We start from the raw sequence: 15,675 nt of genomic DNA on the forward strand, positions 1-15,675 counted from the left end.
CCATGACTGAAACTGTCGCACCATCGCATTTCCCGCTCGCCGCGCTGCTATGGCCGCATCGCGCCGATGGATCGTCGGGCCTGTTGCGCAGCGTGATCCTGGTCGCGCTGGGAACGGCGCTGCTGACCTTGTCGGCGAAGGTCAATTTGCCGTTGCCCTACGTGCCGATGACGCTGCAGACGCTGGTCGTGCTGGTGATCGGCGCAGCCTATGGATGGCGGCTCGGCAGCGCTACACTCGTGGCCTATCTGGCGGAGGGGGCGATCGGATTTCCGGTATTCGCAGGCCCGGTCGGCGGTCTCGCACCGTTCGTCGGTCCGACGGCCGGATATCTCGTCGGCTTCGTAGCGGCGGCCTTCGTGACGGGATGGCTGAGCGAGCGCGGTTGGGACCGATCGGTGCTCCGGTTATTCGTGGCGATGGCGTTCGGGCACGTTCTCATTCTTGCCGCCGGATTTGGTTGGCTTGCGTTCGGCATGAAGCTCGGCGTCGAAAAGGCGTGGCTGGTCGGCATTGTGCCATTCATCGCGGCATCGCTGATCAAGAACGCGCTCGGTGCGGCGCTCGTGCCGGCGATCCGGCGGATTTTCGATCCGCGCGGTTAAGCGATCGCGTCAGACAATAAAAACCGCCCGGTTTTCGCCGGGCGGTTTTCTCTTTGGGTTCGATTCCTTACTCGCCGCTGCCGAAGCGCCGTGACCACCAGCCTGCCTTGCGTGGCGCGGTTTCGCCCGATGAGGCCGGCGCAGGTTCGGCTGGAGCGGGCGCGGGCTGCGCGCTCGGCTCTGGCGCGTTCTGGCTAAAGGCGGGCGCCGGTTCGGCCGGAGCGCTGGTCACGAAGCTGACTTTCTCGCGCACGGTCGAGCGCCGCCGCGCCGCGGCGCGCTCGGCTTCTTGCCTGGTTTCCTCGGCGGTTGGCGCCGGCGCACTCGCAACCGGCTCCGGCTGGGCGTCGGCAGCAGGCTGCATGTCCGCCGGCGGCGAAACCGGTTCGGGCTGGGCGTCGGCCTGCACCAGTGATGGCGCGGGCTCGGACGAGGCGCCCTCGAAATCTGCAACCGCGCTGGTCGCCTCCGGAGCTGGCGGCGGCTCGAGTTCGTCTGCGATCGACCCGGCAAGACCATCTTCCAGTCCGGTACCGCGCCGGCGGCGTCCGCCGCGACGGCCGCGGCGGCGCGGGCGCCGCTCGCCACTGGCAAGTTGATCGCCACGGACCGTGCCGGCCTGTTCGTCGCCTTCGTCCTCGTCGGCTTCGCCGTCATCGGCGATCGCGCCTTCGATGGTCTCGCTTGCGACGCGCATCGCGTCACCGTCCTCGCGCGGGGCACCACTTTCACGCGGCTCGCCACGGCCGCGCCGGCGCCGGCGCCGCTTGCGGCGGTGACCGTCTCCTTCGCCTTCGCCAGCCGCTGCCTCGGCGCCATCGTCGGTCAGCCCCTCGGTCTCCTCGGTTTCGATCTCGGACTCGGTCTCGATGTCGAACGCCTCGTCGTCGTCATAAGCTTCCTCGACCTGCGGCGGGAAGGCGGCAGCCTGCGCTGCCAGCAACGCCTTGGCGGCTTCCAGCGTGTGGACCTGCTCGCCGCGGTCTATGACGTATGATTGCTGGCCGCTCACGGTGGCGTCGGCGACGACGGCGAGCGTGACCTTGAAGGCGTTTTCGAGATCGCGCAGGTGGCCGCGCTTGTGGTTGAGCACATAGAGCGCCACGTCGGTGCGGGTGCGCACCACCAGATTGTGGGTCGCGCCCTTCATCAGGATTTCCTCGATGCCGCGGAGCAATTGCAGCGCGACCGAGGAGACCGAGCGCACATGGCCACTGCCGCCGCATTGCGGGCAGGGCTCGGTCGAGCTTTCCAGCACGCTGGCACGGATGCGCTGGCGCGACATTTCCAGAAGACCGAAATGCGAGATGCGTCCGACCTGGATGCGCGCGCGATCCTGCCGCAGGCAGTCGGAGAGCTTGCGCTCGACCGCGCGGTTGTTGCGCTTCTCGTCCATGTCGATGAAGTCGATGACGATCAGGCCGGCGAGATCGCGCAGACGCAACTGCCGCGCCACTTCCTCGGCCGCCTCGAGATTGGTCTTGAGCGCGGTATCCTCGATGTGATGTTCGCGGGTCGAGCGGCCGGAGTTGACGTCGATCGAAACCAGCGCCTCGGTCTGGTTGATGACGATGTAGCCGCCGGAGCGTAGCTGCACGGTCGGCGAGAACATCGCGTCCAACTGGCTCTCGACACCCATCCGTGAGAACAGCGGCTGGCCATCGCGATACTGCTTCACCGCCCGCACGTTCGAGGGCATCAGCATCTTCATGAAGTCGCGCGCTTCCTGGTATCCGGACTCGCCGGCGACCTGGATCTCGTCGATTTCCTTGTTGTAGAGGTCGCGCAGGGAGCGCTTGATCAGCGAGCCTTCCTCGTAGACGAGGGTAGGGGCCTGCGACTTCAGCGTCATGTCGCGCACGGTCTCCCACATCCGGATCAGATATTCGAAGTCGCGCTTGATCTCGGGCTTGGTCCGCGAGGCGCCGGCCGTGCGCAGGATGATCCCCATGCCCTCGGGCACGTCGAGGTCCTGCACCACTTCCTTCAGCCGCGAACGGTCCTGGGCCGAGGTGATCTTGCGGCTGATGCCGCCGCCGCGGGCGGTATTGGGCATCAGGACGGCATAGCGGCCGGCCAGCGAGAGGTAGGTCGTCAACGCCGCGCCCTTGTTGCCGCGCTCTTCCTTGACCACCTGAACCAGCATCACCTGGCGGCGCTTGATGACTTCCTGAATCTTGTACTGGCGGCGTGGCCGGAACGGGCGCTCCGGAACTTCCTCCAGCACGTCGTCGCCACCGACGGATTCGACGACTTCCTCTTCGGCGTCCTCGCCATCATCCTCATCGTCATGGCCGTCATCGGCTTCCAGAGCCGCGGCGGGTTCGTCGGGAGGGGGAGTATAATCGCCGACGTGCTCGACGTGCGGCACGTCGTCGGCATGGGCGGCGTTTTCCTGCGCGCGCTCCTCGTCATGACGGTGGTCATGGCCGTCCTCGGCCTGCACCTCGGCAGCTTCGACCGAAGCAGGGGCAGGCGCATCGGATTGCACCTCCGCGACCGGCGCTTCGCTCGCGGCGCGCGCCTGTTCGGGCTCGTCGTGATCATGTGCGGGGCGGTCGCCATCATGCACCTGCTCGTCACCATGCGCCTCATGGTCGTGCGCATCACGACCGTGAGAAGCCGCTTCGGCGTGATGTTCGGCGTCATGCGCCGGCGTATCGCCGGCCTGCTGCACGGCCTCAGGCTCATGCAGATGTTCTTGAAAATCCTGATCTTGAAAATTTTCCTGGCGCTCATAGGGCTGGGCGGCCTGCGAGGGATCCTCGCTGGTACCCTCGACCACGTCGCTCTGGACGCGGTCGCCATGGCCGCGGCGGCGCGCATTGCGGTGGCGCGAGCGGCGGCGATGGCTGGAGCGGTTCTCGCTCTCTTCCTCGGCCTCGCGATGGGCGCGCTCGTCGGCCTCGATCAACGCCTGACGGTCGGCGACCGGGATCTGGTAGTAATCCGGGTGAATTTCGCTGAACGCCAGGAAGCCATGGCGGTTGCCGCCATATTCGATGAACGCCGCCTGCAGCGACGGTTCTACGCGCGTGACCTTGGCGAGATAGATATTGCCGCGGAGTTGCTTGCGCTGGGCGGTCTCGAAATCAAATTCTTCGACGCGGTTGCCGCGGACCACAACGACCCGGGTCTCTTCCGGGTGGGTGGCGTCGATCAACATCTTGTTGGGCATTTTGGAACTCTTGACGGGGGCGGGCGCGGTGCATGGCGCGCGCAAATTGCGCGGCCCGGTGACGCGACGGTCCACCTGATTCGGGGGTGAGGGGAAGGCCAAAACGCACTTCTTGGCGCCGCGCCGAACGGGGGCCCACCAGAGCGATACGACGCGCGAAGCTTCCGCCTCGCGTCGTTGCGATCGTTCCGTGGATCTTGGTCGGCAACACAGTCTGGCGCATCAAGCGTCGGCCCGTCTGAACATGTTGGCGGAAAGGGATACCGCCGCATTTATCGCTGAAGGCCCGGTTCGGCGCCTAAACGCCCGCCGGCCATCGCATATCGGACCGATAGGGTCCGGATAATCAGTTTTGCCGTGTCTCAAACCGCCCCTGGAAAAAGTACCTGGGACCGGACGCCGCTCGGGCTCGAAACCGCCGCTCCGTGTCAGCCGCGCGCGGCGCTGGCTGTGGAGGGATCGGGAAAGACGCAGGTTCCTCCGGGCTTCGGAGGTTCCGGCGCTGCACCGGGAGGCTGAACGCGACACAACCGGGAGTATTAGCCGTCAGCACCTCGTACATACGTGGATCGGGGGCTCCGTGCAAGGGAAGCGCAAGGGAACCCGCCGCCGGGCGTCGCTGCATGGCAACAGTCGCTGTTTTTTCGGTGCTTAAACGTTAAGGTTCGATTAACCCTGCGGTTCTAATGCGGTAAGGGAAGGCTCCTCCGGAGGCACCGAATCGTTGGCGAGCCGCGCAAATCACCCTGTTTTGCTGGGATGTGGGCTATTGTGCACCGCAGCATTGCTGTGCACCCAGATGATTGGCTCCTGCGCGGCCCAGGGAGGAGCTTCTCAACCGCCGGCTTCCGTCGCCGCCGTCCCCGGCCCGGCGGCCGTGTCGAATTTCCCGATCGCGTCCGATGCCCGGCTGGCTGGCGATGCCAGGCAGACCCGTTTCATCCTCGATCTGGACAAGCCGGTGCAGTTTCGCGCCTTTGCGCTGGCGGACCCTTATCGCGTGGTCGTCGATCTTCCCCAGGTCAGCTTCAACCTTCCCGCCGGGATCGGAGCCGGGGGACGGGGGCTGGTCAAGGCGTTCCGTTATGGTCTCGTCATGCCGGGCGGATCACGGATCGTGTTCGACCTGACGGGGCCGACCAAGATCGCCAAATCCTATGTACTGGAAGCGGCCAACGGCCAACCGCCGCGGCTGGTGCTCGAATTCGAACAGGTGGACCGCACCGCCTTTGTCCAGTCGCTGCCGCCGGAAAGCCGCCCCGAACTGCGGCCCGCGATCGCCGAAGCCAACGCCACCGCCCAACCGGATTCGCCAATCGCCCAGCCGCCGCAAGCGCCCGACAAGCGGCCGGTGATCGTGATCGATCCCGGTCATGGCGGTGTCGACAACGGTACCCAGGCCGGCGGCGGCGATATCATGGAAAAGAACTTGGTGCTGACCTTCGGCCTGGCGCTGCGCGACCGGATCGAGAAATCGGGCAAGTATCGCGTCGTCATGACCCGGACGGACGACACTTTCATACCGCTTGGCGACCGCGTGAAGGTCGCGCGCAACGAGGCGGCGGCACTGTTCGTCTCGATCCATGCCGACGCTTTGCCGCGCGGCGAGGGCGACGCCCATGGCGCCACCATCTACACGCTTTCCGATAAGGCCTCCGACTCCGAAGCCGAGCGGCTGGCCGATACCGAAAATAAGTCGGACGCTATTGGCGGAGTAAACCTCGTCGACGAGCCGACCGAAGTCGCCGACATCCTGATCGACCTGGTGCAGCGGGAGACCAAAACCTTTTCAAACCGGTTTGCACGGATCCTGATGAGTGAAATGAAGAATACCGTGCGGATGCACAAGCACCCGCTCAAGTCGGCCGGTTTCCGGGTTCTGAAGGCCCCGGACGTGCCGTCAGTGCTGGTCGAACTCGGCTATGTCTCGAACAAGGGCGACCTCGAGCTTCTGGTTTCGGAAAACTGGCGGAACAAGACGGTCGGCGCGATGGCGCAGGCAATTGATGCGTTTCTGGCCAAACGGCTGGCAACTGCCGGACCGGCCAAGTGAAAAGCCCGGTACGCGTGGCGTAAGGGTGGACTGAAAAGGGGCCGTCCGATGGACCAAGCCCTAGTTTGGCCACAGCGGCAACGGTATAGAAAACGGACTGCTGGTCTTTGGAATCGGTCAATATTGTCCGCCGGACCTTTTATTGTTCGACCGCGTAGCGGCAACCCGTCCGGCGGGATTGCCGTATCTGGATAGGCGCCGCGATGACGGCGCACAGGGTTGGAACGGAACTTCGATAATGCGCTTGCTGGTCCGGTTTTTGGGTTTCCTGTTTGCGGCCGGCACCGTGGTGTTCCTGGTCGGCGTGGCCGGCGTCGCGGGTGCGATCTGGCATTTCTCCAAGGATTTGCCCGACTATTCGCAGCTTCAGGATTACGAGCCGCCAGTGATGACGCGCGTGCACGCGTCTGACGGCGCGCTGCTCGGCGAATATTCCAAGGAGCGCCGGCTCTATCTGCCGATCCAGGCGGTGCCAAAACTCGTCATCAACGCGTTCCTCGCGGCCGAAGACAAGAATTTTTACGAGCATGGCGGCATCGACTTCACCGGCATGGCGCGCGCAGCCGTGCTCTATGCGCAGAATTTCGGCTCCAACAAGCGTCCGCAGGGCGCGTCGACGATCACCCAGCAGGTCGCCAAAAACTTCCTCCTGACCAACGAGGTCTCCTTCACCCGCAAGATCAAGGAAGCCTTGCTGGCGATGCGCATCGAGCGCGCCTACTCCAAGGACCGCATCCTCGAGCTCTATCTCAATGAAATCTATCTCGGCCTTGGCGCCTACGGCATCGCAGCGGCGTCGCTGGTCTATTTCGATAAATCGGTGAATGAGCTGACGGTTGCGGAAGCCTCCTATCTGGCGGCGTTGCCGAAAGCGCCAGCGGCGCTGCACCCGGTGCGTAACCGCGATCGCGCGGTGGAGCGGCGCAACTACGTGATCGACCGCCTCGTGGAAAACGGCTGGATCAAGCAAGCCGACGCCGACAAGGCCCGCAAGGAACAGCTCAACGTCACCAGCCGCGGCAACGGCGCGCATATCTTCGCCGGCGAATATTTCGCCGAGGAAGTCCGGCGCGACATCTTCGAGCGTTACGGCGAAAAGAAGCTGTACGAAGGCGGCCTGTCGGTCCGCGCCACGCTCGATCCGAAAATGCAGGTGATGGCGCGCAAGACCATGGTCGCCGGTCTGGTCCGGTATGACGAGGCCAGCGGCTGGCGCGGCGCGGCCTCCAAACTCGATGTTTCCGGCGACTGGGGCGTGAAACTCGCCGATGTCAAATCGCTTTCCGATATCTCGCCCTGGCGTATGGCCGTGGTGCTGGAGACATCCGACCAGTCGGCGCGGATCGGTTTCCAACCGGGCCGCGAACTCGGTGGCGCCGTCAGCAAGCAGCGGCAGACCGGCATCATCACGCTCGATGGCGTGCGCTGGGCCAAGGCTGCATCCGGACCCGCCAAGGGCAGGACGCCGAGCTCCGTGGCGCAGGTGCTGTCGCCGGGCGACGTGATCTATGCCGACCCGCTGTTCGACAAGGAGGGCAAACCGGTCGAGGGCCAATACCGGCTGCGCCAGTTGCCGGAAGTGTCAGGCGCGTTGGTCGCCATGGATCCGTGGACCGGCCGCGTGCTGGCGATGGTGGGCGGCTTCTCGTTCGACCAGAGCCAGTTCAACCGCGCGACACAAGCCTATCGACAGCCGGGTTCCTCGTTCAAACCGCTGGTCTATTCGGCGGCAATGGACAACGGCTATACGCCGTCGACCGTCGTGGTCGACGCGCCCATTGAAATCGACCAGGGGCAGGGCGCCGGCGTATGGCGCCCGGAGAACTATTCGTCCGGCAAATACGGCGGGCCGACGACGCTGCGCAACGCGCTCCGGCAATCGCTGAATACGGTGACGGTGCGGCTCGCGCAGGACATCGGCATGCCCTTGATCGGCGAATATTCGCGGCGCTTCGGCGTGTATGACGAATTGCCGAATTACCTGTCCTATGCGCTCGGCGCGGGTGAAACCACGGTCATGCGCATGGTCACGGCCTATTCCATGTTCGCCAATGGCGGCCGCCGCGTGAAGCCGACCCTGATCGATCGCATCCAGGACCGCTACGGCCGCACCATCTTCAAGCATGACGCCCGCGAATGCCGCGGCTGCGACGCGCCGAGCGGCTGGAAGAACCAGGCCGAGCCGCAACTGGTGGATCGCCGCGAGCAGGTGCTGGACCCTATGACGGCCTACCAGATCACCTCGATGATGGAATATGTGGTGCAGGCCGGCACCGCGACGGTGGTCAAGGAAGTCGGTAAGCCCATTGCCGGCAAGACCGGCACCACCAACGATGAAAAAGACGCGTGGTTCATCGGCTTTTCGCCGGACCTCGTGGTCGGCATCTATGTCGGCTTCGACAAGCCGCGCAATCTCGGCCGCGGCATGACCGGCGGTCATCTCGCCGCGCCGATCGCCAAGGATTTCCTCAAGCTCGCGCTTGCCGACAAGCCGGCGGTCCCGTTCAAGGTGCCCGCGGGCATCAAGCTGGTTCGCGTCGATGCCAAGAGCGGCATGCGCGTCGGTCCGGGCGAGGGCGGCCGCACCATCCTCGAAGCGTTCAAGCCGGGTACCGCGCCGCCGGACAATTACTCGGTTATCGGTGTTGCCGACATGGACGGCCGGGCGCCGCAGGGATACCCGCAAGGCTACCAGCCTGATGCTGCGGGCAACATCATGCGGCCCGGCACCGGCGGGCTTTATTGATCCGGGCGAACCGTCGGCAATCTCAGGATGTATCCTTGGACATTGCGTGATACACGCGTCTGGACCCGGGTGGGTCCCGATAGTTGGTATCGCGGCAGAGCGAAATGCCCGAGGTCGAGATAGGCGTCCGAGGATAGCGCAAAGCCTTCGCACGAGGGCCAACGCTGGCTGTCGCGGTGCAAGGGTTGGAATGGAATTTCGGTAATGCGCTTGCTGGTGCGGTTTGTGGGTTTTCTGTTTACTGCCGGCACCGTGGTGTTTCTGGTCGGTGTCGCAGGCGTTGCAGGCGCAATCTGGCATTTCTCCAGGGACTTGCCCGACTATTCGCAGCTTCAGGATTACGAGCCGCCGGTGATGACGCGCATCCATGCGTCGGACGGCGCGCTGCTTGGAGAATACGCCAAGGAACGGCGTCTCTATTTGCCGATCCAGGCGATGCCTAAACTCGTCACCAACGCCTTCCTCGCGGCCGAGGACAAGAATTTTTACGAGCATGGCGGCATGGACTTCACCGGCATGGCGCGCGCGGCCGTGGCGTATGTGCAGAATTTCGGCTCCAACAAGCGTCCGCAGGGTGCGTCGACGATCACCCAGCAGGTCGCGAAGAACTTTCTTCTGACCAACGAGGTCTCCTTCACCCGCAAGATCAAGGAAGCCTTGCTGGCGATGCGCATCGAGCGGGCGTATTCGAAGGATCGCATCCTCGAGCTCTATCTCAACGAAATCTATCTCGGCCTCGGCGCCTACGGCATCGCAGCGGCGTCGCTGGTCTATTTCGACAAATCAGTGAACGAGCTGACGGTTGCGGAAGCGGCGTATCTTGCAGCGCTTCCGAAGGCACCGGGCACGTTGCATCCGGTGCGCAACCGCGACCGGTCGATCGAGCGGCGCAACTATGTGATCGATCGCCTCGTGGAAAACGGCTGGATCAAGCAAGCCGACGCCGACAAGGCCCGCAAGGAACCGCTGGTCGTGGCCAGCCGGTCCAACGCCGCGCATACTTTTGCCGGCGAATATTTTGCCGAGGAAGTCCGGCGCGACATCTTCGAGCGCTACGGCGAAAAGAAACTCTATGAAGGCGGCCTCTCAGTCCGCGCCACGCTCGATCCGAAGCTGCAGGTGATGGCGCGCAAAGCGATGGCCGCCGGTCTCGTGAACTTCGACGAGGCCCAGGGTTGGCGCGGAGCTGTGAGCAAGCTCGACATCTCCGGCGACTGGGGCGTGAAACTCGCCGACGTCAAATCGCTCTCTGACATCTCGCCCTGGCGGATGGCCGTGGTGCTGGAGACGTCCGATCAGTCGGCGCGGATCGGTTTCCAGCCCGGCCGCGAACTGGGGGGCGCCATCTCCAAGGACCGGCAAACCGGCCTCATCACGCTGGACGGTGTCAGATGGGCGAAACCGGCCTCCGGTTCGGCGCGGAGCAAGACGCAAGCCTCGGTCTCGCAAATTTTGTCGCCGGGCGACGTGATCTATGCCGACCCGCTGTTCGACAAGGAGGGTAAGCCGGTCGAAGGCCAGTATCGCCTGCGGCAATTGCCTGAAGTGTCCGGCGCCATGGTCGCGATGGATCCGTGGACCGGCCGCGTGCTCGCGATGGTGGGTGGGTTCTCGTTCGACCAAAGCCAGTTCAATCGCGCGACGCAGGCCTATCGGCAGCCGGGGTCGACGTTCAAGCCGCTGGTCTATTCGGCGGCGATGGACAATGGGTATACGCCATCGACCATCATGGTCGACGGGCCGATCGAGATCGATCAGGGGGCGGGCGCCGGCGTCTGGCGTCCCGAGAATTTTTCGGTGGGCAGCTACCGGGGTCCCATTACCCTCCGTGAAGCCCTCAAATGGTCGGTCAATACGGTGACGGTGCGGTTGGCGCAGGACGTCGGCATGCCCTTGATCGGTGAATATGCCAAACGTTTCGGCGTCTATGATGAATTGCCGAATTACCTGTCCTATGCGCTCGGCGCGGGTGAAACCACAGTGATGCGGATGGTCACGGCCTATTCGATGCTCGCCAATGGCGGCCGTCGCGTGAAGCCGACCTTGATCGACCGCATCCAGGACCGTTATGGCCGCACCATCTTCAAGCATGATGCGCGCGAGTGCCGCGGTTGCGACGCGCCCGGCGGCTGGAAAAACCAACCTGAGCCGCAACTGGTGGATCGCCGCGAGTTGGTGCTCGATCCGATGACGGCCTACCAGATCACCTCGATGATGGAAGGGGTGGTGCAGGGCGGCACAGCATCGGTGCTGCGGCAGGTGGGCAAGCCGATCGCCGGTAAAACCGGCACCACCTCTGACGGAAAAGACGTCTGGTTCATCGGCTTTTCGCCTGATCTCGTCGTCGGTGTCTATCTTGGCTATGACAAGCCCCGCAGTCTGGGCAGAGCCGCGCAAGGCGGCCATACGGCCGCGCCGATCGTCAAGGATTTCATGAAGCTTGCGCTCGCTGACAAGCCGGCGGTCCCGTTCAAGGTGCCTCCCGGCATCAGGCTGGTGCGCGTCGACGCCAAGAGCGGCATGCGGCCCAACCCGGGCGAGGGTGGCCGCACCATCCTGGAAGCGTTCAAGCCGGGCACCGCGCCGCCGGATAGTTACGCCGTCGTCGGCGCGGTCGACGACGGACGGGTGCCGATGCAGCCGGGAATCCCGCCTGACGCCACCAATGTCATGCGCCCGGGCGACCTGTATTAGCCCGCCGGCATCAAACAAAACCCGAGTTCACTGGCCTGAGCCGATTGCGCTTTGCGGCGTACGCCGCTACATCCGGCCCGTTGAACATCTATCCAGTAGCGGTTCCATCCGCAGACAGAAGAGACCATGCGCGCCGAAGTCGAACGCCTTGTTGAAGAGATCAAGCAGTCAGTCGGGCTGCTGAGGAGGCATCTTTGACGTCGAGAAATCGACGGCACGGCTGGCCGAGCTGAACAAGCTCGCCGAAGACCCCAACCTCTGGAACGATCCCCAGAAAGCACAGAAGCTAATGCAGGAGCGCACCTCGCTGGTGGATGCGCTCGAGGGCATCGGCAAGGTCGAGCGCGAGCTCGACGACAATGTCGAAATGATTGCGCTCGGCGAGGCCGAGAACGATGAAGGCGTGGTGGTCGAGGCCGAGAACGCGCTAAAGGCCCTGAAGAAAGAGGTCGCCCGCCGCGAGCTGGAAGCGCTGCTGTCCGGCGAGGCCGACAAGTTCGATTCCTATCTCGAAGTGCATGCCGGTGCCGGCGGCACCGAAAGCCAGGACTGGGCCGCGATGCTCCTGCGCATGTATACGCGCTGGGCCGAAAACCACGGCTTCAAGATCGAGTATCTGGAAGAAACGCTAGGCGAAGAGGCCGGCCTGAAATCCGCCACCATCCAGATCAGCGGGCACAATGCCTATGGCTGGCTGAAGACCGAAGCGGGCGTGCACCGCCTCGTGCGGATATCGCCGTTCGATTCCAACGCGCGCCGGCACACCTCGTTTTCTTCCGTGGCGATCTTTCCGGTCGTCGACGACAGCATCAAGATCGACATTAAAGAATCCGACGTACGCACCGACACCATGCGCTCGGGTGGCGCCGGCGGCCAGCACGTCAACAAGACCGAATCCGCGGTGCGCCTGACGCATATTCCGACCGGCGTCGCGGTGGTCTGCCAGGCCGGTCGCTCACAGCACAAGAATCGCGCCCAGGCCTGGGACATGCTGCGCGCGCGGCTCTACGAAATCGAACTGAAGAGGCGCGAGGAGCAAGCCGCCGCCGATCAGGCCGCCAAGACCGATATCGGCTGGGGCCACCAGATCCGCTCCTACGTCCTGCAGCCCTACCAGATGGTGAAGGACCTGCGCACCGGCGTGCAGACCTCGGATACGTCGGGCGTGCTCGACGGCGACCTCGACGAGTTCATGGCGGCGACGCTGGCGCAGCGCGCGTTCGGCACCGCGCCCGGCCAGGTCGAGGACGTGGACTAATCCATGACCAACGTCGGCTTCATCGGGCTCGGCCGCATGGGCCATGGCATGGCCGGCCGCTATCTCGATGCAGGTTTTACGGTTGCGGTGTGGAATCGCAGCAAGGCCAAGGCGGAAGACCTGATCGCGCGCGGCGCGCGCTGGGCTTCATCTCCGGCGGACGCCGCGAACGGTGCTGATGCCGTCGTCACCATGGTCGCCGACGACGACGCATCGCGTGCCGTCTGGCTCGGCCAGGATGGCGCTGCTGCAACGATGAAGGCGGGCAGCCTCGCGATCGAATGCTCGACCGTGTCGCATCAGCATGCGCTCGACATGGCGCGCGAACTGCGCGGGCGCGGGCTCACCTATATCGATTGTCCCGTCACCGGCCTTCCGCAAGCGGCGGCGGCCGGCAAGCTGACCCTGCTCGTCGGTGCTGACGCGGCCGATCTCGATCGCGCAAGACCCTATCTCGCGCCGATCGGCGACCTCATCAGGCATTTCGGCGCAGTCGGCACCGGCACGGTCTACAAGCTGATCAACAATCTGATCGGCGCGGTGCAGATCGCGAGCCTCGCCGAAGGAATCGCGATGGCCGAGCAGGCCGGACTCGACATGAACCTGGTGGCAGAAACGATGGCGACCGGTGCGGTGGCGTCGCCGCAGGTGATCCGGCATTCGAAACGCATGGTGGCGCGCGATTTCTCCGGCGCGTCGTTCACGTCGGCGCTCCGCTACAAGGATGCGATCTATGCGGTGAAGCTGGCCGAGAGCCTGCTCGCGGATGCACCGCTACTCGGGCGTGCCGCAGTCGATGCCTACGCCCGCGCAAAGGCCGAGATGCCTGACGACGACGAAGGCAAGATGATCGAGATCGTCTCGCGGCCGAAATAGCCGCCGCACGATCGTATTCGGAAATCGGGTGGCAAAATCCAGCGCGACTTAATAGACGCGGCTGTCTTCTCGATTTGAGCAGCCATGACCGCCAACGACAACCGGATCGACGCCCGCGACTGGTCGCTGCTCGGCCTGCTCTCGATCCTGTGGGGCGGGTCGTTCTTCTTCAACGGCGTAGTGCTACGCGAGCTGCCGCCGTTCACGCTCGTGCTGTTGCGCGTGCTGCTGGCCGCCATGATCCTGCTGCCGGTGCTTTGCGCGCAGCGACTGCCGTTTCCGAAGGGGTGGATGGGCTGGCGGACGTTCTTCCTCGTCGCCTTGTTCAACAATGTGCTGCCGTTCTCCTTGATCGTCACCGGACAGATGTACATCCCGAGCGGGCTGGCTTCGATCCTCAATGCCACCACGCCGCTGTTCACGGTGGCGGTGATGGCGGCGGCGGGCGAGGAGAAGCTCATCATCAGGCGTGTGGCCGGCGTGATCACAGGCCTTGTCGGCGTCGTGATCCTTCGCGGCAGCGGAGTAGGCTTTGCCAGCGGGCAGGGGCTCGGCGTCCTCTTGTGTCTCGCGGCGGCGCTGAGCTACGGCATCTCTGCGCTGATAGCTCGGCGCGCGCTATCGGATTCGCCGCCGCTTGCCAGCGCCACGTTTCAATTAATGGCATCGAGCCTGATGATGGCGGTCGTCGCCGGCATTTTCGAGCGTCCCTGGCAATTGCCAATGCCTGATACGGTGACATGGTTCGCGGTGTTCGGTCTTGCCGGCTTGTCGACGGCGCTGGCTTATATCGTTTTCTTCCAGGTGCTGCGGCGTTCCGGCGCCACCAACGTTATGCTGGTGACGCTGCTTGTGCCTGTTACGGCCATCCTGCTCGGCTCGCTCGTGCTCGGCGAGCAGATTTCGCCGCGTGAAATCGCGGGCGCACTGGTGATCGGCAGCGCGCTGCTGATGATCGACGGCCGCGGTCTGAAGTTTCTCGAGCGTTAATTCGCTCGCGCAGGCGGCGCGAGCCGGCTTGACATTTGCCTATATAGCAATACGATTTGCCTTATAAGCAAAACGGGAGAGCAGCGTGGTTTCGGCAGAAGCTGGCCGGCGCGCCCGCGAGGCGGCGCGCCTTGCCGCAATTGGAGCCGTCATTCGCAGGGCCCGTTCGGCGCGCAGTTTGACGCTCGATGAACTCGCCGGAATGGTCGGGCTATCAGTGACATTTCTCTCGCGGATCGAGCGCGGACTCATCGCGTGTTCGATCGGCAATCTCTTGGAAATTGCCGGCGTCCTTCAGTTGCCGCCGGCCGAGTTATTTGCCGACATCGAAGGAGAGGACCGGACGCGCGCGTATCGCGTGGTGCGGTCAATCGATGCCGTTCCATCGAAGGGCGCTGATGCAAACTATGCCTGGCGCAAACTCGCTTCGGGCGTGGGCGAGCAGCGGCTGGAAAGTTTCGTGCTCGAATTATCGGCAAAACCGCGCAAGCCGACGCTGGTCGCGCATCCCGGCGAAGAAATGTGCTTTGTCCTCGAAGGCAGCGTCGAATTTCAGGTGGGCGACGAAACTATCGTGCTGGAGGGCGGCGATTCAATTCATCTGCGCTCAGACGTGCCGCATATGGCGTGGGCGCGCGGGTCCGGCAGTGCGCGCCTCCTGATGGTGACATCAATCGAAAATCAGTCGGCCATCGCGGTCGAGTGGTGGAGCGATATTGCGGGCAGGAAAGGCGAACGAGAGAAAACTGCAAAAGGGAGAGCGAAATGAGCGTCAGGAGCAAGGAGATTCCCGATACCGCGGCCGCAAATGCGGGATTGACGACCGCGCGCGAAGCGTCGCGGAAGGACCACAAGCCTTACGAGGCGCGCCATTTCGACGAAGTCGAATGGGAGACGATCCGCTGGCCGGGCGAGACAGGCAAAATGCTTTTTCATCCGCGACCGGAACGCCCGACCGAACCGAATGCGGGAATTCTGCGGCTTGAACCCGGGGCCTATCATCCCGAGCACTATCATGGCTTCGCACAGGTCTGGCATATCCTGAAAGGCGAGTTTTCAATCGACGGAACGCTGCATGGTCCGGGAACGGTGCTGTTCCATCCCGACCCGCACTTTGAGGGTGAATTCCGCACCGAAACGGGCGGGGAGATATTCATCGTCCAATATCCTGGTCCGACGACCGGTGAGCGCCCGATCTATAGCGGCCGGTTCAACATGGCGGAACGCAAGGCGGTTGCGAACGAACGCGTCGATCTCTGAGCCGGCGGATCACCC

10 protein-coding genes are annotated in these 15,675 nt (G+C 64.0%); 9 read left to right on the forward strand and 1 reads right to left on the reverse strand.

Translation table 11 applies throughout. From position 1 onward, the window contains the following. The first annotated feature begins 2 nt into the window (after window positions 1–2). Window positions 3–605 (forward strand): biotin transporter BioY, encoded by a 603-nt coding sequence (locus tag V1290_RS35515; RefSeq protein WP_334369275.1) that lies wholly within the window; start codon window positions 3–5, stop codon window positions 603–605. 67 nt (window positions 606–672) lie between these two features. On the opposite strand, the gene V1290_RS35520 is transcribed toward V1290_RS35515, so the two are convergent. Continuing rightward, on the reverse strand, window positions 673–3,783 hold the full coding sequence (locus tag V1290_RS35520) for an Rne/Rng family ribonuclease (RefSeq protein ID WP_334368735.1): 3,111 nt from the start codon (window positions 3,781–3,783) through the stop codon (window positions 673–675). A gap of 724 nt (window positions 3,784–4,507) precedes the next feature. Here V1290_RS35520 and V1290_RS35525 point away from each other — a divergent pair. From V1290_RS35525 to V1290_RS35560, 8 genes are all read left to right on the forward strand, one after another. Further along, window positions 4,508–5,836, forward strand: coding sequence for an N-acetylmuramoyl-L-alanine amidase (locus V1290_RS35525; RefSeq protein ID WP_334368737.1), 1,329 nt, complete (start codon window positions 4,508–4,510; stop codon window positions 5,834–5,836). Between the two features lie 238 nt (window positions 5,837–6,074). Then, window positions 6,075–8,582, forward strand: coding sequence for a penicillin-binding protein 1A (locus V1290_RS35530; protein WP_334368738.1), 2,508 nt, complete (start codon window positions 6,075–6,077; stop codon window positions 8,580–8,582). Between the two features lie 204 nt (window positions 8,583–8,786). Then, window positions 8,787–11,276, forward strand: coding sequence for a penicillin-binding protein 1A (locus V1290_RS35535; protein WP_334368739.1), 2,490 nt, complete (start codon window positions 8,787–8,789; stop codon window positions 11,274–11,276). 126 nt (window positions 11,277–11,402) lie between these two features. Then, a protein-coding gene (gene prfB, locus V1290_RS35540) for a peptide chain release factor 2 (protein WP_334368740.1) occupies window positions 11,403–12,534 on the forward strand; the annotation gives its coding sequence in 2 pieces (ribosomal slippage) (window positions 11,403–11,471 and window positions 11,473–12,534; 1,131 coding nt in all). 3 nt (window positions 12,535–12,537) lie between these two features. Continuing rightward, window positions 12,538–13,410, forward strand: a complete 873-nt coding sequence (locus V1290_RS35545; protein ID WP_334368741.1) for an NAD(P)-dependent oxidoreductase — start codon at window positions 12,538–12,540, stop codon at window positions 13,408–13,410. Between the two features lie 84 nt (window positions 13,411–13,494). Beyond that, window positions 13,495–14,400, forward strand: coding sequence for a DMT family transporter (locus tag V1290_RS35550; protein WP_334368742.1), 906 nt, complete (start codon window positions 13,495–13,497; stop codon window positions 14,398–14,400). An 85-nt stretch (window positions 14,401–14,485) separates the two neighbouring features. After that, window positions 14,486–15,169, forward strand: a complete 684-nt coding sequence (locus V1290_RS35555; RefSeq protein ID WP_334368743.1) for a helix-turn-helix domain-containing protein — start codon at window positions 14,486–14,488, stop codon at window positions 15,167–15,169. After that, window positions 15,166–15,660 carry a cupin domain-containing protein gene (locus V1290_RS35560; protein ID WP_334368744.1) on the forward strand — a complete coding sequence of 165 codons (495 nt, stop codon included), beginning with the start codon at window positions 15,166–15,168 and terminating at the stop codon, window positions 15,658–15,660. Before V1290_RS35555 ends, V1290_RS35560 begins: the two co-directional genes overlap by 4 nt. Window positions 15,661–15,675 lie beyond the last annotated feature (15 nt).

It is taken from the genome of Bradyrhizobium sp. AZCC 1578 (genome assembly GCF_036924675.1).
Taxonomy (GTDB): Bacteria; Pseudomonadota; Alphaproteobacteria; order Rhizobiales; family Xanthobacteraceae; genus Bradyrhizobium.

What these genes read in the sequence shown, in the direction of transcription:
- V1290_RS35515 (WP_334369275.1), top strand. Translation starts at nt 3, where the DNA reads ATGACTGAAACTGTCGCACCATCGCATTTCCCGCTCGCCGCGCTGCTA.
- V1290_RS35520 (WP_334368735.1), bottom strand. Translation starts at nt 3,783, where the DNA reads ATGCCCAACAAGATGTTGATCGACGCCACCCACCCGGAAGAGACCCGG.
- V1290_RS35550 (WP_334368742.1), top strand. Translation starts at nt 13,495, where the DNA reads ATGACCGCCAACGACAACCGGATCGACGCCCGCGACTGGTCGCTGCTC.
- V1290_RS35530 (WP_334368738.1), top strand. Translation starts at nt 6,075, where the DNA reads ATGCGCTTGCTGGTCCGGTTTTTGGGTTTCCTGTTTGCGGCCGGCACC.
- V1290_RS35535 (WP_334368739.1), top strand. Translation starts at nt 8,787, where the DNA reads ATGCGCTTGCTGGTGCGGTTTGTGGGTTTTCTGTTTACTGCCGGCACC.
- V1290_RS35545 (WP_334368741.1), top strand. Translation starts at nt 12,538, where the DNA reads ATGACCAACGTCGGCTTCATCGGGCTCGGCCGCATGGGCCATGGCATG.
- V1290_RS35560 (WP_334368744.1), top strand. Translation starts at nt 15,166, where the DNA reads ATGAGCGTCAGGAGCAAGGAGATTCCCGATACCGCGGCCGCAAATGCG.